This is a genomic window from Pseudomonas marginalis, assembly GCF_024169655.1.
Lineage (GTDB): Bacteria > Pseudomonadota > Gammaproteobacteria > Pseudomonadales > Pseudomonadaceae > Aquipseudomonas > Aquipseudomonas paraveronii.
This window is the reverse complement of the sequence record NZ_JALJWV010000001.1, coordinates 4,007,925-4,026,834: the sequence shown is the minus strand read 5'-3', so window position 1 is coordinate 4,026,834 and position 18,910 is coordinate 4,007,925. Positions and strand designations below refer to the sequence as shown.

The window sequence follows — 18,910 nt, the reverse complement described above, 5'->3', positions numbered from 1 at the left end:
TGGCCGTGCGGGCCTTGCCCCGCGGCCCGCTTCACGCTGTGTCGTAAAACATAAAAACAATAGGAAATATCGACATGAACATCGCTTGGAAACTGCCGCTGGGGCTTGGGCTCCTGTCGTGCATTGCTGTACCCGCATCCGCCGCTGACCCTTCCTCGCAATGGGGCACGGGTGATTGGGGCGGGTTACGCAGTGAGCTGCTGGAACAGGGCGTTGACGTGATCGTTGGCTACGTCGGTGAAGGGGCCACCAACGTTCACGGCGGCTACAACCATGACCGCACCGCACGCTACACCGCGCAATGGGCACTTGGCACTCACCTGGACCTGCAAAAGTTGCTGGGCTGGAACGACGCCGAGTTCCAACTGCTGGTGACGGAGCGCAATGGCAATAACCTCTCCAACGAACGCGTCTCCGACCCGCGCGCCCCGCAGCTCAGCTCGGTGCAGGAAGTGTGGGGCAGGGGACAGACCTGGCGCCTGACTCAGATGTGGTATCGCCAGAAGTTTTTCGACAGCGCCCTGGATCTCAAGCTGGGCCGTTTGGGAGTCAATGAAGACTTTGCCAGCTTCCCGTGCGACTTCCAGAGTTTGTCGTTCTGCAGTGCGCCCATCGGTAACGTGGCCGGAGATGTCTGGTACAGCGGCCCCGTCAGCCAATGGGGGGCGCGCGTTCGCTACAACCTGAATGAACAGTGGGCGGTGCAGGTCGGGGCGTATGAGCAGAACCCGTCGTACCTGAGCACCGGCAACGGTTTCAAGCTCAGCGGCAGTGGCACAAAAGGCGCCTTGGTGCCGGTCGAAGTGATCTGGAAGCCAACGGTGGGCCAGCAAGCGTTGCCCGGTGAATACCGCTTGGGCTACTACCACAGCAGCGCCGCCGCCAATGACGTGTACGAGGATATCAACGGCGCACCGCAGGCGTTGACCGGCCAGGCGCCCAAATCCCGTAGCAGCAAACACGGTGCGTGGATCATGGGCCAGCAGCAATTCACCGCCCATCATGGCGATGCATCACGGGGGTTGAGTGTGTTTGCCAGCCTGACCGTGCATGACAAGGCCACCAGCAGCATCGAAAGTTTCCAGAACATCGGTGCGGTCTACAAAGGCCCGTTCGATGCGCGTCCCAAGGATGACATCGGCCTGGGGGTTGCCCGCCTGAAGGTCAACGACGACGTCACCAAGCGCCAGCGCCTGATCAATGACAGCACGGGCATCACCGACTACGACGACCCGCTCTACGTCCCGGTGCAGCACAGCGAATACAACATCGAGCTCAACTATGGCGTGCATGTCACCGACTGGCTGACTGTGCGCCCGAACGTGCAGTACGTGCGCAATCCTGGCGGTGTGTATGAAGTGGATAACGCCTGGGTCGCCGGCCTGAAACTGCAAGCGAGCTTTTAAGCCGTTGTCTGCACCTGAACCGTCAGTCATCGCTAGCCAATATCCCCATCACGATTGAGAAGGAATATAAAAATGAGCAAGTCCTTGGGAAAAGTTGCGTTTGTTACCGGCGCCGGTCAAGGGATCGGTGAGGCCATTGCCGTGCGGTTGGCGGCAGATGGGTTTGCCGTGGCCTGCGCGGACATGAATATTGAAACCGCTCGTCAGGTCGCCGAACGCATCAACAAAGCCGGCGGCAAAGCCCTGGCCATCAGCGTGGATGTGGCTGATCGAGACAATGTCTTCAAGGCTGTAAAGGAAGCGGTGGATGGCCTTGGCGACCTGCATGTGGTCATCAACAACGCCGGCATCGCGCCAATCGCCCCGATTGAAGCGATTACGCCCGAGATGTACCGCAGAACCTTCGATATCAACGTTGGTGGCGTTCTATGGGGCATTCAGGCTGCAGTGGACGCATTCAAAACCCTGGGCCACGGCGGTAAAATCATCAGTGCTTCGTCCCAGGCCGGTCATATCGGCAATCCGGACCTGGCGGTGTATGGCGGGACAAAGTTTGCCGTGCGTGGCATCACCCAGACTGCGGCCCGAGAGTTGGCCCACCTGGGCATTACCGTGAACGCCTACTGCCCCGGCATCGTCAACACGCCGATGATGCGCAAAGTTGCCCAGGATGTCGCGGACAACGCCAATCAAAGCGTGGAGTGGGGGATGGAGCAGTTTGCCCAGCACATTACGTTGAAGCGACTTTCGCAGCCGGAAGATGTAGCGGCCTGTGTGTCATTCCTGTCCGGTCCGGATTCGGACTACATGACCGGCCAGGCCGTGATTATCGATGGTGGAATGGTATTCAACTAAGCGCTTAAGGCGCCAAGTACAACGTGAGGGTAGATGAGATGAATATTACCAAGGGCATTGCATCGCCAGCTAAATTCCTGCTGCAGGCCGACGCATTAATGGATTTATCCCTGCATGGCAAACCGTATGGGGCCAATGCGTATTTGATTTGTGATCAGTTCATTGTTAACCGCGTTCATGAGAAAGCCTTGCCGGGATTCACGAATGAACAGGCGGCTGAACTGGTCGTGTTTGGCGGGCAATGTTCGGACAGTGAAATCGATAAGCACGTTCAGGCTGCCCGTAACTTTGACTACATTGTCGGTATCGGCGGCGGCAAGACCCTTGATACGGCCAAGGCGGCCGCGCATTTCTTGGGAAAACCGGTATTGATCGTGCCGACGCTCGCCTCTACGGATGCGCCATGCACGGCGATTTCAGTGATTTACAATGACGACGATACGTTCAATCGCTACTTGTTTTTATCCAAGAATCCTGACGTGGTGTTGGCGGACACGCGGGTTCTGGCAGAACAGCCAGCGCGATTTTTTGCGGCTGGCGTAGGGGATGGCTTGGCCACCTACTTTGAGGCCAGAGCCTGTTTTGCCGCGCAACGCGACAACCTGATACTGGGCAATGACGGGAACATGTTGAAGCCGACATTGATTGGTTTTGCGATTGCCCAAACCTGCTATGAAACCATCAAGAAATACTCGGCGCAGGCGGCTTATGCCGTTGAGAATAAAGTCATTACGTCTGCGCTGGAAAATACCATTGAGGCGACCATTTACATGTCTGCGGTGGGGGCCGAGTCGGGCGGCTGCGCGGCGGCGCATGCGATTCATAACGGGATGACCACCGTGCATGATCTCCATGGCGCACAGCATGGTGAAAAGGTGGTATTTGGCCTGTTCACGCAACTGGTGATGGAAGCTGCCTCCATGGAGGAGATCGAGGAGGTCGTGGATATTGCGATTGCAGTCGGCTTGCCGTTGACACTGGAGGACCTGGGCCTGAAGACCTTCAAAGAGGAGGAGTGGCGCAAGGTGGCTGAGGTGGCCTGTGATAAAAACGACACGATTCACAACATGCCGTTTACGGTCACGCCCAATCTGGTCTATGACGCCATAGTGGCAACGGATGCAATGTTGCGCGCCTTTAAACAGAAGAAGTGTGCGCACTAGTTTCCAGCGCGCCGGCGTCGTCAACCGGGTTGAGTGATTGACGACGCCTCAAGGCGGGTTGCGCTATTGAGGCGTTTCAGCGGCAGGCTGAGTGCCACCAGCGGCATCAGTCCAATAAGTCCGCAATCGATTCGGCGGCCAGTTGGTAGGAGCGGCAGCGTGCTTGGGGATCATAGATCCGCGCGTCGATCATCACCTCGTCAGCCTGGGTGGTGTCGATGAACCGGCGCAGCCAATCGCTCACATCCTGCTGGTCACCCACCGCGGTACAGGCCATTGCCTGGGCCAGGCTGTAGCGGTCGCGTTCGGCAAGTCTCTCCATATACCCTTCTTCGGGCCGTGGCAGGGGGCCCGGTTTGCCTGCATATAGGCGGCTGACCCACTGGCGGTGAGAACTGGCCAGGTACTCGCCTTCAGCGCGAGTGGGCGCGGCGAAGACATTGGCGCCCACAATCACATAGGGTTGCTGCAACGTGGCGCTGGGACGGAAGTTGTGGCGGTAATACGCAATGGCATCCATCAGGTAATGCGGGGCGAAGTGCGAGGCGAACGCATAAGGCAGCCCTGATTTTGCCGCGAGTTCGGCACTGTTCAGGCTCGAGCCCAATAGCCAGAGAGGGACATTGTGTTTGCCGGGGATCGCCCTTACAGGCTGACGACCTTCATCGGCCAGGTAGTCGGTCAGTTGGCGGATGTCCTGGGTGAAGTCGCGCTCGGAGGCATCGCCGCGCAATGCCCGGATCGCCGGTCCGGCTGAGCCCGGTGCGCGACCGATTCCGAGGTCGATGCGCCCGGGGAACAGGGTGTCCAGGGTGCCGAAATGTTCGGCCACCATCAGCGGCGAATGATTGGGCAGCATGATGCCGCCGGCTCCCACGCGCAGGGTTGTGGTGTTCGCCGCCAGGTGTTGGATAAGCAGGCTGGTTGCCGACGAGGCGATGCCCGGCAAGTCATGGTGCTCGGCGATCCAGTAGCGTTTGTAGCCGTGGGTTTCCACATGTCGCGCCAGGGCGACCGCTTCATCCAGGGTTTGGGCGAAGGTTTTGTCCTCGCCGATCATCATCAGGTCAAGCACAGACAAGGCTGTCATTGCAGGCTCCGTTTCAAGGTGATTGGACAGGCCACTATTTGAGTGGGAAGTCCGCCCAGGAAGGGTGGTGTTCCAGGCGTTGGTCGATATCGCGCAGGGTGGCCAGGCAGCGCTGCAGCTTGAGATAAATGTCACCGCCGTAATCCCAGCCGAGCACGCCAAGGCTGCCGGTGTAACCGACGCGATTGAGGGCTGCGATCAGCGCGAAGTTGTCCATCTCGCCCCGATCAACGGGCTCCATGGTGGCCACGCCACCCCAACCCAGTTGCGACAGCGCGCTGCCGGAGGTGACCACTTGCATCAGATAGGGCTTCATTGCCGCCAGACGTTGCTCCAATTCGCCTTCCTGGCTGGCGTACCAGTGGTAGCCGTTAAACGAAGCGCCCAGGCGCGGGTGTGCGAAGTGCTGGCAGATCTCGACCACCTGCGCGGTGGTCTGGGTCACGTGGTGCAAGTGCGGATACAACGCGATGCGTAAGCCGCGACGTTCGGCAATCGGCAGCAGCGATTCGATGAAGCGCATGATCGCGGGGTGGCCGTTGACCGACGTCTGCACGGCCAGCTCTATCAGTTCGACGCCTTCGACCGTTTCGACCAGGCGTTGGATCAGCGCGTCGTTGCGTCCTTCATGCAGCACCAGGTACAGCCCTTCGATCCGCAGGCCATGTTGTTGTGGCACGTTCGGCAGCAGCGAGAGATCGGTCAGCGGTGTGCCGCCCCAGGCCGCGACGGTAATGCCGTCATAGCCGAGTTCGGCAAGCATTTCGCACTGGGTCTGGAAGGCATACACGCCCATGGACGAGTAAAAGAACGAGTCAAGTGCATGGATACGATGAGTCATGGCGGCTCTCCTGACTCAGTAAGGCGCGTCGGCGAGGACGGCCCATTCGGGGTGGGCGGTCAAGCGCTGTTCCATGGAGCGGAAGGCCGTGACGGAGCGGCGCAGATTGCCGTAGACGTCACCGCCCATGCTTTCCCAGCCAAGCACGCCGAAGCGTCCTGCAAAGCCCCGACGTTCGAGGGCGCCGAGCAGCACGAAGTTGTCCATTTCACCCTCATCCAACGGTTCGATGGTGGCCAGGCCGCCCCAGCCGAGTGGGGAGCGACGCGTGCCGGCGATGTTCACCTGTTTGAGCCATGGCCACAGGGCGTCGAGGCGCTGCTCCAGGGCCTTTTCCTCCATTGCGTACCAGTGGTAACCGTTGAAGACGATGTTCAAGCGCGGATGATTGAATTCCTTGCACAACGCCACCGCTTGAGTGGTGGTTTGCAGGCCATAACGTGCGTGTGGGTAAAGGTTGATCTCCAACCCACGGCGCTCGCAGATCGGCAATAGGCGCTCGAGCATCCGGCGATCAAAGTTCGTGACGTCGTCGCCGGAATGCAGGGCCAATTCGATGGTGCTGCAGCCTTCGAGGGTCTCGAACACATTGATCACAACGGCTTCGAGACCCTTGCGATAGATCAGGTACACCGCGCCCACATCTAGGCCCCACGCAGGTTTTACTTGGGGGATCGACTTCAGGTCTTTGCTCCACGCGGACATGGTCATGCCCTGATAGCCGAGCTCGGCGAGCATTTCGCATTGCGCGGCCAAGGGATAGGTGCCCAGGGTGGTCTGGAAGATGAAATCCATATGATGCAACGTGCGATTCATGAGTGGGCCTGTGCTGGCGATGGCTCGACGGGTAAGACGGCGCTGGGAAAGTGCGGCAGCAGGTATTCACCGAGCTCGTCGATGACTTCCGCGGCCGGGCGGTGCTGGGGCTTGAAGTGCAGGGCAACGTGACCGACCCCCTGGTCCTGCTGGCGTTTCCAGTGTTCGATCAGGCTGTTTCGACCGGCACGCAGCACGCGCCCCGCCTGCAGCGGATGGTCGGGATCACGGTCCAGGTCGAACAGCGTGCCGTAGCCATACGCCTTGTAGACGTTGGGGCCGCAGGCGGCGCGCCAGCGCTCGATGATCTGCGGGATCAATGCCGGGTTGGAAATGTACGAAAGAATGCCGTCGGTGTGCTGCGCGATCCACTCCAGCGACTGCCCGGCCTGGCCCACGATAATCGTGGGCATGCGCGCGCCGAAGGCTTTGGGCACCAGGTCGATATCGCCGTTCAATTGCCCATAGAAACGCGACGTGTGGGTGGCCCAGTGGGTTTGCGTGGTGGCGCGAATGATCGCCAGTGCATCCCGAAATCGTTCGGCGCGGTTGTCGAAGTCGAGGCCGAAAGCGGGGTATTCCACCGGCCTGTCGCCGGTGGCAAGGCCCATGATGAAACGCCCGCCGAGCAATTGATCGACGCTTGCTGCCTGCTTGGCCACAATCAGCGGATCGCGTAGCGGCAAGACGATGCCAGCGGTACCAATCGCAATGTCCTGGGTCACGGCGGCGAGGAAGCCGGCGTAGACCAGTGGGTCGAGGATTTGGCCGACGTCACCGAAGTTCGGGTCGTAGAAGGGCACGTCTCGCAGCCAGATGGCAGAAAACCCCGCCTCATCGACTTTTTGCGCCATATGCGCGTGGTCCTGCAGGGTCGGGCCAGGGCTGTTGGGGTAGCTTTCCAGCGGTGCGATAAAGCCGAAGGTCAAGTGGCCGGGCTGGAACACGCGAGCATAGCCGGGGTGTTGCTTGAGCTCGGGCGCAAGCACGAGGTTGGACGGCATCGAGGTCATTCGAGGAGTCTCGTAGAGTCGGACGGCGGTGGCTTCGCTGAGCATTGCAGCGGTTGAAGTCACGATTGCGCCGACTATAAGTTGTATGATTCGAAAGAAAAATAGGATGAAGTTCCGATCATTTGTGAATAAAACGCTCAAATAACCTGAGGTGGCCATGGATCATTTTGGAGCGCTCGGCGCATTCGTACAGGCCGCGCAAACCCGCAGCTTTACCGAGGCCGGACGCCGCACCGGGGTATCGTCCTCGGCGGTTGGCAAGGCGGTGGCACGGCTGGAAGAAGAGTTGGGCGTGCGCTTGTTTCACCGCTCTACCCGCGCCATTACGCTGACGTCCGAAGGCAGCCTGTTTCTGGAACGTTGCCATCGGATCTTTGCCGAGTACGAAGTGGCCAAGCGTGAACTCACCCAGGCCGCCGGCAAGCCCCAAGGCAAGTTGCGCCTTGGTTTGCCGCAGTTGGGCATGCGCCTGATGCCACACTTGATTGCGTTTCAGCAGGCCTATCCGGAGATCGAGCTCGAACTGGAGTTCAGCGACCGATTGGTCAACGTCATCGAGGAGGGGTTTGATGCGGTGATGCGCATCGGCGAAGTTCAGGATTCGCGCTTGATGATGCGCACGCTGAACGGCTACAGCCATCGCCTGGTGGCGTCTCCCGGCTATCTGTCGACTCGCGGGGTGCCCTCACGGCCGGCGGAGCTGTCCAGCCATTCGTGCCTGCGTTACCGCTATCCCACCAGCGGTAAGCTTGACCCTTGGCCTCTGGTGGTAAAAAACGGCCAGCAAAGCGTTGAGCTGGGGCAGTCCGCCACGGCCAATGCGATCGAACCGTTGCTCGCCATGGCCGAGGCGGGGCTTGGCATCGCGTGCCTGCCGGATTTTTTCGTCGAACAAGCGATTGCCGCCGGGCGCTTGGTGCCGCTGCTCGACCGTCACCTCAGCGACCACCGCACCTTCAGCATCCTCTGGCCGTCCAGCCGCCAGCCGTTGCCGAAGATCAAGGCGTTTGTCAGTTTCATGTCGTTGCGCCTGACCTGAACGGCCCAACGCAAACTGCCGACGCGCCCGCTTTTACGGAGCATCGGCGGGTCTGAGTCGAGTCGATCAGGCTTTGCTGGAGGACTTCGCGGCAAAGGCACCGTCACCCAGCAGCGCGACGACCAACGCGGTGACGCACAGGTAGATCGGATATTCCCAGCCGCCATTGGCGTTGGTGAAGCTCCAGCCGTTGCCGAAGTGTACGGTGGCGGCGACAAACAACTGAACCACGGCCAGGGCGGCGATCCAGCGCGCGTAGATGCCCAGTACCAGCATCAGGCCGCCGATCACTTCAAAGGCCATGACCGGGTAGGCCAGAAAGCCTGGGAAACCGATGGATTCAAAAAAGCCTGCGGTGCCGGCGGGGGTAAACACCAGCACTTTGGTCAGGCCGTGGGCGATGAACATGATGCCCAAGGCAAGGCGTAAAACGAAGGCGGCATAGGGAGCAGTACGGTAGTCGATCATGGTGCAGTTCCTTTTTGTTTAGTGAGAAAGCGGCAAGGTTTGAGTCAGCCATTGAGAAAAATCCGCCAGTTCCTGCGCGACGATCTCGTGGGCCATGTTGTAGAAATGGGTTTCATGGACGACGCCGATCCGTTCCAGCCAGGTATCGGCCTCCTGCGCCCATGCGACGGGTAGAACGTTATCCTGATAACCATGCGCGATGAATGCTCGCACGGATTTTAGCCTCTCGGCGGAGGCGATGCGTGGCTCAAGCTCGCGCAACATGCGCCCGCTCAACAGGGCAAAACCGGCTACCTGTTCAGGCTCGGTGAGCCCTACGCTGGCGCTCATGATGCCGCCCTGGCTGAAGCCAGCGATCACGGTCGGCATCGCTGGCAGCGCATCAATGAAGCGGCTCAACAGTTGCCGGCTGGATTCAGCCTGTTCCTGGTTGAACGAGGGGCCGTTGCTGGTGAAGTTCACCTGATACCAGGCAAAACCCTGTGGGCCGATTTGCAGCGGGCCGCGCAACAGGATCACTTCCAGCGCCTCAGGCAATGCATCGGCCAGGGGCGCCAGGTGCGCTTCGTTGGAACCCACGCCATGCAGCAGAATCAAGCGGGCCTTGGGCGCGGTTGTGTTGCCGCCCTTGCGCAAAGACAGGCCGGTCTGTGGCTCGCGGCAGACGTCGGAAAAATGGGTATCACGCATGGTCTGTAACGCCTTGATGAGGTTGAGGGGTGGCGGACGAGAACAGGTAGCTGTCCATCGACAGCACGCCGTAACTCACGCCGCCTTGCAGCACGCGGGTGTCGTAGTGTTCACCGGCCGCGCCGAGGGCGATGAGCAGCGGCAGGAAATGCTCATCCGTCGGGTGGGCCCGTTCAGCCGACGGTGCGTGCTGTTTGTAGTCCAGTAAAAACTCGGTGTTGCCTGCCTGCAGCGTCTTTGCGGTCCAGGCGGCGAACGCCTTGACGTAGTCGGCGCCGAGGCCGGAGGCACTGCGGAACTCATACAGGTTATGGGTCAGGCTGCCGGATGCGACGATCAATACGTTCATCTCCCGCAGAGGCTTGAGCGCCTGGCCCAGTTTCCACGCCTGGCGGGTATCGAGGCTGGCGGGCATCGACACCTGAACCACGGGGATGTCGGCGTGCGGTGCCAGATACAACAACGGGACCCAGGCGCCGTGGTCCAGGCCGCGGCGGGCATCCAGGCGGGATTTCCAGCCGGCGTCCTGCAGCATCTCGACGATGTGCGCCGCCAGTGCCGGTGCGCCGGGCGCCGGATACTGCAACTGGTACAGCGCGTCGGGAAACCCACCGAAATCGTGAAGGGTTGCCGGGGCGGTGCTCGACGTCACGCTGACTTCGCCATGGGTCATCCAGTGCGGAGAAAGGATGACGATGGCATCAGGGCGTGGCAGTTCACGACCGAGCTGGGCCAGGCGTGGACCTGCCTGGCCGGGCTCGATGGCAAACAGCGGAGCACCATGGGACACAAACAACAGCGGGAATGACGTGTTCATGGTGCGTGATGCCTCGGTTCGTGGGTTATTTGCTCAGCCAGGCCGGCGCGATCGAGGTGCCCAGGCCTGCGCCGTAGCCCAGGTAAATGTTGAACCCGGCCAATGGCTCCAGGTAGCGGGCATTCACCAGTGCGCCGGCGTCCACCGTGTTCCAGCCCAGGCTGTGCGCGAGGGCGATGGCGGTCTGCTTGGCGCGTTCGCTGTCGCTGGCGACAAACACACTGCCGGTCTGGTCATGGGCAAAGGTCGGACCGTCGGCCAGCACTTGGGCGAACAGGGTGTTGAAGGCCTTCACCACCTGGGCCTGCGGCAGCGCCCTGGCGATTTCTTCGCTGGCGCTGGTGACATGCCCGATAGTCAGCGACATGTAGTCGGCGCTCAGCGGGTTGGTGATGTCGATCACCACTTTGCCCGTCAGGTCGCCCAGGCTTTGCAGAGCCTTGACAGCGTCTTCATAGGCGGTAGCAACCACCACGACGTCGCTGTCAGCCAACGCCTCGGCCGCCGGGTAGGCGCTGACGTTCACGAACTGCGCGGCCAGGGTGCTGGCCTTGCCGATGTCACGCCCGGTGATCCGAACGATATGCCCAGCGGCCGACAGTTGTTTGGCAAACGCCGAACCCATGTTGCCGGTACCCACTACTGTGATTTTCATGTCGACCTCGTGTGCGTTGATGTGTGTTTCGATGGGTTCAGTCTATAGGTTGTGATTTTGAGATAAATAAGGCCAGATGTGATTAATAGTTCCACTAAGTGAGACAGTTATGGATCGGGCGCTGGAGATGCAGGTGTTTTGCACGGTGGTTGATAAAGGCACCTTCGTGGGCGCAGCCGAACCCCTGGCGATGTCCAAGGCCGCCATTTCGCGGTATGTGAGTGCGCTTGAGGAGCGATTGGGGGCGCGGCTCCTGCACCGCACCACACGCAGGCTTTCGCTGACGGAGGAGGGGCGCCAGTTCTACCATCAGGCCCGTGAGGTGCTGGCGCTGATGGAACAGGCAGAAGAAGCCGTGTCGTCCACCGCGCCGGAACCCAGCGGCGTGTTGAGGGTGAATGCGCCGGTCAGTTTCGGCGTGCTGCACCTGGCGCCGCTGTGGGGCGAATTCATCAAGACCTACCCCCATGTCGAGTTGGACATCAGCTTGAACGATCGCTTGGTGGATCTGGTGGAGGAGGGCTTTGACGCGGCGGTGCGCATCGCGCGCATGGAAAACTCGTCGCTGGTGGGACGACGCCTGGCGGGGACGCGGATGTGCCTGTTTGCGTCTCCCGACTACCTGGACCGTCATCCGCCGATTCGCACCTTGTCCGACCTGGCCGACCACGGCGTGATTGCCTACACCCACTTCGCCATGGGCAATGAGTGGCAATTCGAAGGGCCTGACGGCAGCGAGACGGTGCGCACGCGCTCGACCGCGCGCTGCAACAACGGCGACACCTGCCGCAGCATCGCCCTCGCGGGGGCCGGTATTGCCCTGCAACCGAGCTTCATGGTCGCCGAGGATTTGCGCAGCGGCGCCCTGGTGGAGATCCTGCCGGCGTACCGTTCCATCGAGTTGGGCATCTACGTGGTCTATCCCTCGCGCAAACACCTGGCGAGCAAGGTGCGGGTGTTGATCAATTTTCTGGCTGAGCGCTTCAGCCATCCCCATTGGGAGCGATAGCGCTGTAGAGCCTGAGTTTTTTCGAAAAACCACCTGTTCCAGATCATCCGTCGCCCTGGACGTGTGTCTATGCTTGATCAACCCCCGCAGTCGTCGGCAGGTTCGCGGCGTCAACTGTTGAGGGACACATAGGCCTGTTCATGCTGAAGGAGCGATGATGAATATCGAACTGAAGACGAAGCGCGCATTGGTTAGCGCCTCCACCGGTGGTATTGGTTTTGCGGTGGCAAAGGGGTTGGCGCAAGCAGGCGCTGCGGTGGTTATCAATGGTCGCAGCGAACGCTCGGTGAACGACGCCATTGCGCGTTTGCTCGCCGAGGTGCCTGATGCGGTGGTCAGCGGTGTCGCCGCTGACTTGAGCACTGCGCAAGGGGTTGAAACCCTGCTGGCCGGGCTTGGCGCTATCGACATCCTGGTGAACAACGCCGGCATTTATGAGCTCCAGGACTTCTTCGAGGCCGGCGATGACGTCTGGAACAACCACTGGCAGACCAACGTCATGTCCGGCGTGCGCCTGAGTCGCGCGCTGCTGCCGGCGATGGTCGAGCGCGGCTGGGGACGGGTGGTGTTTGTCGCGTCCGAGTCGGCACGCAACATTCCTGCCGACATGATCCATTACGGCGTGTCCAAAACCGCGCAATTGGCGTTGGCCCGTGGCCTTGCCAAACGCGTGGCCGGCAGCGGTGTGACCGTCAATAGCGTGCTGCCGGGGCCGACGCTTTCCGATGGCGTGGCCGAGATGATGAAGGGCGAAGTCGAACGCACCGGCAAGCCCCTCGAAGCCGTGATGCGTGATTTCGTCCTCGAGCGGCGTCCCAGCTCCATCATCCAGCGCGCGTCCAGCGTGGAAGAAGTGGCCAATATGATTGTGTACGTGTGTTCGACCCAGGCCTCCGCCACCACCGGCGCTGCGCTCAGGGTCGATGGTGGGGTCGTCGACGATATTGTCTGACCTGCGTTCAGGGGCGGCGTGACACGTAGACCACCACGCCAATGCAGATGAGCAGGGCCAGCGCTGACAGCAACATCGCGTTCGACATCCCCTGGGCGAACGCGGTGGCATCAGCGCTGGCGATCATCGCCCCGGAAACGGCGACGCCGATCACGCCGCCCAACTGTCTGGCGGAGGCCATCAACCCCGACGCGATACCCGCATCGTGCTGGCTGACGGACGAGAGCATCGCATTGGTAATCGACGGAACCGACATGGCACTGCCGATGCCGACCAGCATCAGCGCGCCGTTGAGCAGCCAGGGCGAGCCGTGTGCGCTGGTCTGCGACAGCGCAAGGAAGCCGATGATCTGTACGCTGAACCCGGTGGTGATGATGCGCGGGGCGCTGAACCGTTTGGCGAAGCGTGACGAGAGCAGGGTTGAAAGGGTCAGCACGGCGGTCAACGGGATAAACGACAAACCGGTGGTGAACGCGTCGTAGTGCAGGAAGGTCTGGAAGTAAATACTGAAAACGAACACCGTTCCATAGAAGGTCAGATTGATCGCCGCGCCGGCCAGCGCCATGCTGCCCAGCACGGCGTTCCGGGCCAGGTGCGGGGGCAGCATTGGGTGCGCGACCCGACGCTCGATCAGGATGAACGCCACGGCACAGATCAACGCCACCGCCAGGGCGGAAAAGGTCGCAGCGACCCAGCCTTGTGCGCTGGATTCGGTCAAGCCGTAGGTCAGCGCCGCCACGCAAATGGCAATGCTGATTTGCCCGGGAATATCGATGTGCTTGTCGACTCGCGGGGAGGCGGGGGCGTAGCGCAGGATCAGCGCGATAGCCAGCAGGCCGATCGGAATGTTGAGCAGAAACACACTGCGCCAGCCGAAGTACTCGATCATCAGGCCGCCGATCACGGGGCCGGCCGCCAATGCGATACCTCCGCAGGCGCCCCACAGCGCCACGGCGGAGCGGCGTTTGTCGGGGTCTTGGAACGACACGCGAATCAACGTCAGTGACGTGGGGATCAGCAATGCGGCACCGATGCCCTGGATGACACGCATCGCGATCAGCTGGGTCGTGCTGTTGGCCAGGCCACAACCGATCGACGCGAGGGTGAAGATGGCGAAACCGACTGCGAAAACGGTTTTGGCCCCCCACTTGTCGCCCCAAGCGCCTCCCAGGATCAGCAGGGCGGAAAACGGCAGTGCATAGCTGTTGATGACCCACTGCAGGCCCGTGAGGTCGGTATTGAACGCCTCTTTGAGTGCGCCTAGGCCAACGTTGACGACGCTGACGTCCAGCTGGACAACCAGAAAACCGAGGCAGGCGGCGATCAGAATCGCGCGTAACGAAGGGGAGGGGGTCATGTCAGGCGTTTACCTTGAGCGTCGGCGCGGCCAGGCCGCGCAGGCGCCCTCCATTCAGACGAACTGCAACACGTCGTTCACGGCTTTACGCGGCTTTTGCGGCCAGTTGGTCGCGCCCGGGTAGCCAACGGTGACCAGCATCACCGGAATCTCGGTGTCCGATAGACCGAACGCCTGGGCCACCGCCGACTGATCGAAGCCGATCATTGGGGTCGACACTAACCCTTGGCCCTTGGCGGCCAGCATCAGTGTCATCGCGGCCAGGGAGCCCGAGCGGATCGCTTCGTCGCGCTGCAACTGCGGGTTTTGCGCGTACATGCCCTGTGCGGCACCGAGCCACATGTCGTAGATCGCCTGGTCGATGATGCCGGCGTCCAGCGTCGGTTTCAGCGAGGCAGGCAAGGTGGCTTGGGGGTTGAGGGTGCCGCAGACGATAAACGTCACGGCTGCGTCCACGACCTTCTGCTGGCCGAAGGCCAATGGCAGCAGACGGGCCTTGGCCTCGGTGCTGCGTACCGCCACGAATCGCCAGTTTTGCAGGTTGAAGGCGGACGGAGCGTGGGTGGCCAGGTCGATCAGCTCAGCGATCTGCGCATCGGTCAATTGACGTGCAGTGTCGTAGCTGTTGGCGGAGATTCGGGACTTAATAACTTCGGCAATACCGGACATGGTGATCTCTGTGGGTAAAAGGAGGGGGCGCGGTCGCCCGACTCAGCGGCTGAAGCCGTCGAACGGGGTCATATACACCGCGCCGAACGGGTCCAGACGCTTGCGGATTTGCGCATCCGGCGTGCCGTACACCACCAGGCTGGTGATGCTGCACAGTTCGAGGAAGCGCTGGCCGAAGGGGGCGAAGGTGGTGTCGACGTGGCTGACCACGGCGTCGGCGTTGTAGCGCTCAAGAATGTGCACGGTGCTGTTGTGTTCGTTGACGCTGTATTCGTAGACCAGAGTGCCTGGCTCGGCGCGGGTGGCGGCCACGATAGTCGCGATCAGCGCCTTGAATTCGGCGAACTCTGCGGGTTTTACCGCGAGGCTGAACAGGCAGGAGATATAGGGATGCATGATGAGTGTTTCCGTCAGAGGCGCCGGGCGGCGCCTGTGGAGTGGGAGAGGCTCAGGACTTGTCGGGCGCGTCCCCGAACAGCTTGCCGGCACCGGCCCAGTCGGAGGCGGCGACGTCTTCGAAAATCACGTAGATGTAGTTGGCATCGGTGCCGGTGTGCTTGACGATGCTTTCGGTGATGTCAGCGGCCACTGCGGCTTTCTGCGCGTGTTCTTTACCTTCGAACCAGCTCACACGGACGACGGGCATGATGTATTCCTCTTGGGACATTGATCTGGGAAAGGTGCGGGTAGTGCACCGTTGTCTGACTGGAATCCATCGTACTGTTGAACAAGCTGGCGATAAACGGCCTCTGGCTATAATCTGGGTAGACTAAAACTCTACAATCAGCGAGCGCTGCATGGTTCCTATCGATTCCTTCCAGGGCGTTATCACCTTTGTCGTGGCTGCACGTTCATCCAGCTTCACCCAGGCCGCCGAGCGCCTGGGGTTGTCGAAATCCGCCGTGGGCAAAGCCATCGCGCGCCTGGAAGAGCGCCTGGGCACGCAGTTGTTTCATCGCACCACCCGGCGCATTTCACTGACCGCCGATGGCGAAGCGTATTTCGTCGCGTGTTCCGCGGCACTGGAGGAAATCGGCGCCGCCGAAAGCGGCCTGGGCCCTGGTGGCGGAGAGCCTTCCGGGCGCTTGCGCGTCGATGTGCCCGTGGCCTTCGGGCGGCGGGTCGTGGCGCCGTTGCTGTTCCAGATCGCCAACCAATACCCGGCGCTGCAATTGAGCCTGACGTTTTCCGACCACTTGGTGGACCCGTTCGAAGAGGGCATCGACCTGTTGGTGCGCTTCGGCGAACTGCAAGACACCAGCGGCCTGGTGGCGCGGCGCTTGACGAGGCAACGCTGGGCCATCTGCGCCGCCCCTGAGTACCTGGCGCGCTTCGGCGTCCCCACGTCCCTGGAAGACCTCAGCCAGCACCGCTGCATTGTCGGCCATCGACGCGGCCAGCCGCTGGCCTGGCGCGTCACGCAGGCCGGGCAGACCGTGCGTTACGCCCCCCCTTCCACCCATCAGATCGGCGATGGCGAGGCCATGATCCTCGCCGCCGTGGCCGGTGCCGGCCTGTGCCAGATGCCGCGCAGCCTGTTCCAGGACGACATTGACGCGGGCCGGCTGGTGGAAGTGCTGCAAGCGTATGAGCCCGAACCGGTCGATGTGCATGCCGTGTGGCCGAAGGTGTCCCATCTGCGGCCGAAGGTGCGGTATGTGGTCGATGAGCTGGTCAGGCTGTGTGCGCATTGGCAGTGAGTGGCGCTTAATCGCTGAACAGTTCGAACATCAGTTGGCGGAACCATTTGTTGGCCGGGTCGCGATTGTATTTACCGTGCCAGAACAGGTTGATGGCGATTTCGGGCAACGGCAGGGGTAGCGGCAGGCTCGTCAGGCCGAAGGGCTCCACACAGCTGGTGGCGAAGCGCTCGGGCACCGTGGCGATCAGGTCAGTGTTCTGCAGGATATGGCCGACCGCGACAAAGTGCGGCACTTCGAGCCGAATCTCGCGTTGCAAGCCCGCGCGTTGCATATGCGTGTCGATTTCGCCGTGCCCGGTGCTCGCGGCCAAGATCCTGACATGCCCGAATGCGCAAAAGCGTTCCCGGGTCATCGGCTGTTGAGTCAGCGGGTGGTCCTTGCGACACAGACACACGTAGCGATGGTGAAACAGGCGTCGTTGGTAGAAGCCTGCCTGCAGGTCCGGCAGTAAGCCGACGGCCAGGTCCACTTCACCATTGGCCAGGTTCTCGGACAGATCCGCGGTGCTTCGCAGGGTGGTCACCGAGATGCCGGGGGCCTGTTCAAGCAGCGCTTGGATCAAGCGCGACATAAAGTAAATTTCCCCGATATCGGTCATTGCCACCACGAAGCGCTTCTGGCTGGTCGCTGGGTCGAATTCGTCCTGCCGGTTGATCGCGCCATGCAGCAGGCCGATCGCCTGGGAGATCGGCTCCGCCAGTTGCGCGGCATAGGGTGTGGGCTGCATGCCCTTTGGCGTGCGCACGAACAACTCGTCGTTGAAGGTGGTGCGCAAACGCTTGAGCGCATTGCTGGCTGCGGGTTGAGTCAGCCCCAGGCTCTCGGCCGCCACCGACACGCTTCGGTCCACCAGCAACTGGTTAAAAATCACCAGCAGATTCAGATCAAGCTCGCGCAGGTTCATCTCGGTTTATCGCTCCGTGGCCTTACCAATGGCTATGTGTATTCAGGCTGGTGATAGCTTGTATGGGTATGAGGGCATTTATCAATGGTTTGTGAATAGTCATGATCGATCTATTCCAAAAAAAACACTAAAAAGGTTTTCCCATGACTCGCCCTCATTCTGTCTTGCAAGTGGGCATCGTCGGCGGCGGTATCGCCGGCGTAGCTTTGGCTCTTGATCTCTGCCGTCACCCGCACCTGCAGGTGACATTGTTTGAAGCGGCCTGCGCCTTCGGTGAGGTCGGTGCCGGTGTGTCGTTCGGTGCGAACGCCGTGCGCGCCATCGAGGGACTGGGAATCGGCAAGCCCTACGAGCGGATTGCCGACCGCACTTTGCAACCCTGGCAAGACATCTGGTTTGAATGGCGCCGTGGCGTCGATGCCGGTTATCTCGGTGCCAGCCTCGCCCCGGGTGTCGGACAGTCCTCCGTACACCGCGCGGATTTCCTCGACGCCCTGGCCCAGCAATTACCCGAAGGTGTCGCCCGCTTCGACAAGCGCGCAGTCGGCGCCGAGGAGACGGGTGACCGCGTCAGCGTTCGGTTCACCGATGGCACGGACTACGAGTGCGACCTGCTGATCGCGGCAGACGGCATCAAGTCTTCGCTACGCGACTATGTTCTCCAGGGGCTGGGCCAGCCTGCGGTCGCCCCTCGTTTCAGCGGTACCTGCGCCTATCGCGGCATGATCGACAGTGATCAACTGCGCGCCGCCTATCGCTCGGCTGGCGTAGATGAGCACCTGATCAACGTGCCGCAAATGTACTTGGGCCTCGATGCCCACATCCTTACGTTTCCGGTCAAGCAGGGCCGCTTGATCAACGTGGTGGCGTTTCTTTCCGATCGCAGCGAGCCCAACCCGGTATGGCCGCCCGGCACGCCCTGGGTCAAAAGTACCAGCCAGGCGCAAATGCTGGATGCGTTCGCGCAGTGGGACGATGCGGTGCGCGTGCTGCTTGGGTGCATTCCCGAACCGACGTTGTGGGCCCTTCACGAACTGGACGAGTTGGCCGGCTATACCCATGGCCGTGTTGCGCTGATCGGTGACGCGGCCCACGCCATGCTTCCCCACCAGGGCGCCGGCGCCGGGCAAGGGCTCGAAGACGCTTGGCTGCTCGCGCGGCTGCTGGGTGATCCACGTGTGCTGGAAGGTCACGCCCAGCGCGTGCTGCAGGTGTACGACGCCATCCGCCGGCCGCGTGCCTGCCGTGTGCAGCGAACCTCCCGCGAGGCGGGCGAGCTCTATGAGTTTCGCGACGTTCAGGTCGAGGACTGCGAGCCCCTTTTGTCGAGCACCCTGGCCAGCCGTTTCGACTGGTTGTGGCACCACGACCTGCAATCGGACCTGATAGCGGCTCGCGCACAGCTGGGCTGGGCCGCGTGTGAATAACCCGATCAACGTACCCCGCGCCCCGTGCCGCTGGGA

Annotated in this window: 21 protein-coding genes; 8 read left to right on the top strand and 13 right to left on the bottom strand. The window is 61.4% G+C overall.

Annotation, left to right across the window (positions count from 1 at the left end; genetic code table 11):
• Nucleotides 1-74: 74 nt before the first annotated feature.
• The 3 genes from J2Y83_RS18250 (at nucleotide 75) to J2Y83_RS18240 (ending at nucleotide 3,424) form a co-directional block, all read left to right on the top strand.
• Complete coding sequence (locus tag J2Y83_RS18250; protein WP_253397291.1) at nucleotides 75-1,406, top strand: carbohydrate porin; 1,332 nt, start codon at nucleotides 75-77, stop codon at nucleotides 1,404-1,406.
• A gap of 72 nt (nucleotides 1,407-1,478) precedes the next feature.
• On the top strand, nucleotides 1,479-2,261 hold the full coding sequence (locus J2Y83_RS18245) for a (S)-acetoin forming diacetyl reductase (protein WP_058822700.1): 783 nt from the start codon (nucleotides 1,479-1,481) through the stop codon (nucleotides 2,259-2,261).
• Between the two features lie 38 nt (nucleotides 2,262-2,299).
• Entirely contained in the window at nucleotides 2,300-3,424 is a 1,125-nt protein-coding gene (locus J2Y83_RS18240) for a glycerol dehydrogenase (protein ID WP_253397289.1), read from the top strand.
• A 106-nt stretch (nucleotides 3,425-3,530) separates the two neighbouring features.
• Here the strand turns inward: J2Y83_RS18240 and J2Y83_RS18235 are convergent, their stop codons facing one another.
• From J2Y83_RS18235 to J2Y83_RS18220, 4 genes are read right to left on the bottom strand one after another with little or no spacing between them, the layout of a single operon-like run.
• Nucleotides 3,531-4,514, bottom strand: coding sequence for an LLM class flavin-dependent oxidoreductase (locus tag J2Y83_RS18235; protein ID WP_253397287.1), 984 nt, complete (start codon nucleotides 4,512-4,514; stop codon nucleotides 3,531-3,533).
• A 34-nt stretch (nucleotides 4,515-4,548) separates the two neighbouring features.
• A complete protein-coding gene (locus J2Y83_RS18230) occupies nucleotides 4,549-5,355 on the bottom strand; it encodes a TIM barrel protein (RefSeq protein WP_058822702.1) in 807 nt (268 codons plus the stop codon).
• Nucleotides 5,356-5,370: 15 nt separating this feature from the next.
• On the bottom strand, nucleotides 5,371-6,171 hold the full coding sequence (locus J2Y83_RS18225) for a sugar phosphate isomerase/epimerase family protein (protein WP_253397286.1): 801 nt from the start codon (nucleotides 6,169-6,171) through the stop codon (nucleotides 5,371-5,373).
• On the bottom strand, nucleotides 6,168-7,184 hold the full coding sequence (locus tag J2Y83_RS18220; protein ID WP_253400414.1) for an LLM class oxidoreductase: 1,017 nt from the start codon (nucleotides 7,182-7,184) through the stop codon (nucleotides 6,168-6,170). Before J2Y83_RS18220 ends, J2Y83_RS18225 begins: the two co-directional genes overlap by 4 nt.
• A gap of 157 nt (nucleotides 7,185-7,341) precedes the next feature.
• On the opposite strand from J2Y83_RS18220, the gene J2Y83_RS18215 reads away from it, so the two are divergent.
• On the top strand, nucleotides 7,342-8,223 hold the full coding sequence (locus tag J2Y83_RS18215) for a LysR family transcriptional regulator (protein WP_058822705.1): 882 nt from the start codon (nucleotides 7,342-7,344) through the stop codon (nucleotides 8,221-8,223).
• 66 nt (nucleotides 8,224-8,289) lie between these two features.
• On the opposite strand, the gene J2Y83_RS18210 is transcribed toward J2Y83_RS18215, so the two are convergent.
• Genes J2Y83_RS18210 through J2Y83_RS18195 form a run of 4 tightly spaced genes read right to left on the bottom strand, consistent with a single transcriptional unit; the run spans nucleotide 8,290 to nucleotide 10,853 of the window.
• Nucleotides 8,290-8,691 carry a DoxX family protein gene (locus J2Y83_RS18210; protein WP_058822706.1) on the bottom strand — a complete coding sequence of 134 codons (402 nt, stop codon included), beginning with the start codon at nucleotides 8,689-8,691 and terminating at the stop codon, nucleotides 8,290-8,292.
• An 18-nt stretch (nucleotides 8,692-8,709) separates the two neighbouring features.
• Nucleotides 8,710-9,381: an alpha/beta hydrolase gene (locus J2Y83_RS18205; protein ID WP_253397285.1), complete on the bottom strand. Its 672-nt coding sequence runs from the start codon at nucleotides 9,379-9,381 to the stop codon at nucleotides 8,710-8,712.
• Nucleotides 9,374-10,198: a DODA-type extradiol aromatic ring-opening family dioxygenase gene (locus tag J2Y83_RS18200; protein ID WP_058822708.1), complete on the bottom strand. Its 825-nt coding sequence runs from the start codon at nucleotides 10,196-10,198 to the stop codon at nucleotides 9,374-9,376. Before J2Y83_RS18200 ends, J2Y83_RS18205 begins: the two co-directional genes overlap by 8 nt.
• Nucleotides 10,199-10,223: 25 nt before the next feature.
• Nucleotides 10,224-10,853, bottom strand: coding sequence for an NADPH-dependent F420 reductase (locus J2Y83_RS18195; RefSeq protein WP_253397284.1), 630 nt, complete (start codon nucleotides 10,851-10,853; stop codon nucleotides 10,224-10,226).
• A gap of 109 nt (nucleotides 10,854-10,962) precedes the next feature.
• Between J2Y83_RS18195 and J2Y83_RS18190 the strand changes: the two genes are divergently transcribed.
• Complete coding sequence (locus J2Y83_RS18190) at nucleotides 10,963-11,862, top strand: LysR family transcriptional regulator (RefSeq protein WP_058822710.1); 900 nt, start codon at nucleotides 10,963-10,965, stop codon at nucleotides 11,860-11,862.
• Between the two features lie 157 nt (nucleotides 11,863-12,019).
• The gene (locus tag J2Y83_RS18185; RefSeq protein ID WP_058822711.1) at nucleotides 12,020-12,814 is read left to right on the top strand and encodes an SDR family NAD(P)-dependent oxidoreductase; all 795 of its coding nucleotides are present in this window, start codon (nucleotides 12,020-12,022) and stop codon (nucleotides 12,812-12,814) included.
• A 7-nt stretch (nucleotides 12,815-12,821) separates the two neighbouring features.
• Here the strand turns inward: J2Y83_RS18185 and J2Y83_RS18180 are convergent, their stop codons facing one another.
• Genes J2Y83_RS18180 through J2Y83_RS18165 form a run of 4 tightly spaced genes read right to left on the bottom strand, consistent with a single transcriptional unit; the run spans nucleotide 12,822 to nucleotide 15,486 of the window.
• The gene (locus tag J2Y83_RS18180; protein ID WP_253397283.1) at nucleotides 12,822-14,171 is read right to left on the bottom strand and encodes an MFS transporter; all 1,350 of its coding nucleotides are present in this window, start codon (nucleotides 14,169-14,171) and stop codon (nucleotides 12,822-12,824) included.
• Between the two features lie 54 nt (nucleotides 14,172-14,225).
• Nucleotides 14,226-14,840 (bottom strand): nitroreductase family protein, encoded by a 615-nt coding sequence (locus J2Y83_RS18175; protein ID WP_058822713.1) that lies wholly within the window; start codon nucleotides 14,838-14,840, stop codon nucleotides 14,226-14,228.
• 42 nt (nucleotides 14,841-14,882) lie between these two features.
• Nucleotides 14,883-15,236: a putative quinol monooxygenase gene (locus J2Y83_RS18170; RefSeq protein ID WP_058822714.1), complete on the bottom strand. Its 354-nt coding sequence runs from the start codon at nucleotides 15,234-15,236 to the stop codon at nucleotides 14,883-14,885.
• A gap of 52 nt (nucleotides 15,237-15,288) precedes the next feature.
• Complete coding sequence (locus J2Y83_RS18165; protein ID WP_058822715.1) at nucleotides 15,289-15,486, bottom strand: tautomerase family protein; 198 nt, start codon at nucleotides 15,484-15,486, stop codon at nucleotides 15,289-15,291.
• 151 nt (nucleotides 15,487-15,637) lie between these two features.
• Between J2Y83_RS18165 and J2Y83_RS18160 the strand changes: the two genes are divergently transcribed.
• The gene (locus J2Y83_RS18160; protein WP_058822716.1) at nucleotides 15,638-16,540 is read left to right on the top strand and encodes a LysR family transcriptional regulator; all 903 of its coding nucleotides are present in this window, start codon (nucleotides 15,638-15,640) and stop codon (nucleotides 16,538-16,540) included.
• Between the two features lie 7 nt (nucleotides 16,541-16,547).
• On the opposite strand, the gene J2Y83_RS18155 is transcribed toward J2Y83_RS18160, so the two are convergent.
• Nucleotides 16,548-17,447, bottom strand: coding sequence for a LysR family transcriptional regulator (locus J2Y83_RS18155; RefSeq protein WP_058822717.1), 900 nt, complete (start codon nucleotides 17,445-17,447; stop codon nucleotides 16,548-16,550).
• 143 nt (nucleotides 17,448-17,590) lie between these two features.
• On the opposite strand from J2Y83_RS18155, the gene salA reads away from it, so the two are divergent.
• Nucleotides 17,591-18,874, top strand: coding sequence for a salicylate 1-monooxygenase (gene salA, locus J2Y83_RS18150; RefSeq protein WP_058822718.1), 1,284 nt, complete (start codon nucleotides 17,591-17,593; stop codon nucleotides 18,872-18,874).
• The last annotated feature ends 36 nt before the right edge of the window (nucleotides 18,875-18,910 follow it).

Excerpts from the sequence above, each read along its gene's own strand:
- J2Y83_RS18240 (WP_253397289.1), top strand. The coding sequence starts at position 2,300 with ATGAATATTACCAAGGGCATTGCATCGCCAGCTAAATTCCTGCTGCAG.
- J2Y83_RS18250 (WP_253397291.1), top strand. The coding sequence starts at position 75 with ATGAACATCGCTTGGAAACTGCCGCTGGGGCTTGGGCTCCTGTCGTGC.
- J2Y83_RS18165 (WP_058822715.1), bottom strand. The coding sequence starts at position 15,486 with ATGCCCGTCGTCCGTGTGAGCTGGTTCGAAGGTAAAGAACACGCGCAG.
- J2Y83_RS18235 (WP_253397287.1), bottom strand. The coding sequence starts at position 4,514 with ATGACAGCCTTGTCTGTGCTTGACCTGATGATGATCGGCGAGGACAAA.
- J2Y83_RS18155 (WP_058822717.1), bottom strand. The coding sequence starts at position 17,447 with ATGAACCTGCGCGAGCTTGATCTGAATCTGCTGGTGATTTTTAACCAG.
- salA (WP_058822718.1), top strand. The coding sequence starts at position 17,591 with ATGACTCGCCCTCATTCTGTCTTGCAAGTGGGCATCGTCGGCGGCGGT.
- J2Y83_RS18180 (WP_253397283.1), bottom strand. The coding sequence starts at position 14,171 with ATGACCCCCTCCCCTTCGTTACGCGCGATTCTGATCGCCGCCTGCCTC.
- J2Y83_RS18245 (WP_058822700.1), top strand. The coding sequence starts at position 1,479 with ATGAGCAAGTCCTTGGGAAAAGTTGCGTTTGTTACCGGCGCCGGTCAA.
- J2Y83_RS18215 (WP_058822705.1), top strand. The coding sequence starts at position 7,342 with ATGGATCATTTTGGAGCGCTCGGCGCATTCGTACAGGCCGCGCAAACC.
- J2Y83_RS18230 (WP_058822702.1), bottom strand. The coding sequence starts at position 5,355 with ATGACTCATCGTATCCATGCACTTGACTCGTTCTTTTACTCGTCCATG.
- J2Y83_RS18200 (WP_058822708.1), bottom strand. The coding sequence starts at position 10,198 with ATGAACACGTCATTCCCGCTGTTGTTTGTGTCCCATGGTGCTCCGCTG.
- J2Y83_RS18170 (WP_058822714.1), bottom strand. The coding sequence starts at position 15,236 with ATGCATCCCTATATCTCCTGCCTGTTCAGCCTCGCGGTAAAACCCGCA.
- J2Y83_RS18175 (WP_058822713.1), bottom strand. The coding sequence starts at position 14,840 with ATGTCCGGTATTGCCGAAGTTATTAAGTCCCGAATCTCCGCCAACAGC.
- J2Y83_RS18205 (WP_253397285.1), bottom strand. The coding sequence starts at position 9,381 with ATGCGTGATACCCATTTTTCCGACGTCTGCCGCGAGCCACAGACCGGC.
- J2Y83_RS18185 (WP_058822711.1), top strand. The coding sequence starts at position 12,020 with ATGAATATCGAACTGAAGACGAAGCGCGCATTGGTTAGCGCCTCCACC.
- J2Y83_RS18210 (WP_058822706.1), bottom strand. The coding sequence starts at position 8,691 with ATGATCGACTACCGTACTGCTCCCTATGCCGCCTTCGTTTTACGCCTT.
- J2Y83_RS18225 (WP_253397286.1), bottom strand. The coding sequence starts at position 6,171 with ATGAATCGCACGTTGCATCATATGGATTTCATCTTCCAGACCACCCTG.
- J2Y83_RS18220 (WP_253400414.1), bottom strand. The coding sequence starts at position 7,184 with ATGACCTCGATGCCGTCCAACCTCGTGCTTGCGCCCGAGCTCAAGCAA.
- J2Y83_RS18190 (WP_058822710.1), top strand. The coding sequence starts at position 10,963 with ATGGATCGGGCGCTGGAGATGCAGGTGTTTTGCACGGTGGTTGATAAA.
- J2Y83_RS18195 (WP_253397284.1), bottom strand. The coding sequence starts at position 10,853 with ATGAAAATCACAGTAGTGGGTACCGGCAACATGGGTTCGGCGTTTGCC.
- J2Y83_RS18160 (WP_058822716.1), top strand. The coding sequence starts at position 15,638 with ATGGTTCCTATCGATTCCTTCCAGGGCGTTATCACCTTTGTCGTGGCT.